This window comes from Microtetraspora sp. AC03309 (assembly GCF_020826795.1).
Lineage (GTDB): Bacteria > Actinomycetota > Actinomycetes > Streptosporangiales > Streptosporangiaceae > Microtetraspora > Microtetraspora glauca.
This window is the reverse complement of the sequence record NZ_JADDIL010000350.1, coordinates 1-622: the sequence shown is the minus strand read 5'-3', so window position 1 is coordinate 622 and position 622 is coordinate 1. Positions and strand designations below refer to the sequence as shown.

Below are 622 nucleotides of genomic sequence, written 5' to 3'. Positions count from 1 at the left end.
GTGATGACTTGCGACGACTGCTCGACGTGCGGGCGCTGGGTGGTCGGGCGGTCGATGTGATCCAGCAGAACTATGCGATGTCGATCGCGGTGAATGCCATCGGTCTGCTCGTCGGTGCCGGCGGCGCGCTCTCGCCGGTGCTCGCCGCTGTCCTGCACAACGCATCGTCGGTGGCCGTGGTGGCCAACAGCGCCCGGCTGATCCGCTACGAGCTCGACCAGTAGGCGCAGCTTCGGCTCACGGCAGCTCCACTTTGCTTGCCAGCCAACGTCCGTCGACCTTCTTCATGGTCATCTTGATCCTGCTGCGGTCCAGCCGAGGTTGCGGGTTTGCCGCATTGCTCACTGATTGATCGATGAACAACAACACCTCGACGGTATCGGTCGAGGCCGACTTGACGGCCGATTCCAGCACCATGCCGTGTGCCGACGCCTTGTTGTCGATGAGGAGTTGGCGCAGCTTCACACTCGACTGGGTGTACATGTCCTTGAACTCGCCGGTGGCACCGTCCAGGACGCGGGTGAAATTCTCGTCCACCTTGCCGCTGTCGATGCTCGTCAGCGCCTCGGCGTAGGACGCCGCCGCCGTCTGGGCCTGATGGCCGGCCTCGTCGAGTTGGTGC

General features: G+C 63.8%; 1 protein-coding gene and 1 pseudogene. One reads left to right on the top strand and one right to left on the bottom strand.

The features are described from left to right. Positions 1-224 (top strand): annotated as a pseudogene (locus IMZ11_RS43275) (hypothetical protein); the annotation flags it as partial. A gap of 13 nt (positions 225-237) precedes the next feature. Here IMZ11_RS43275 and IMZ11_RS43270 read toward each other — a convergent pair. Further along, positions 238-622, bottom strand: a 385-nt coding sequence (locus IMZ11_RS43270) for a hypothetical protein (protein ID WP_228649466.1), incomplete at its 5' end; no start/stop codon positions are given.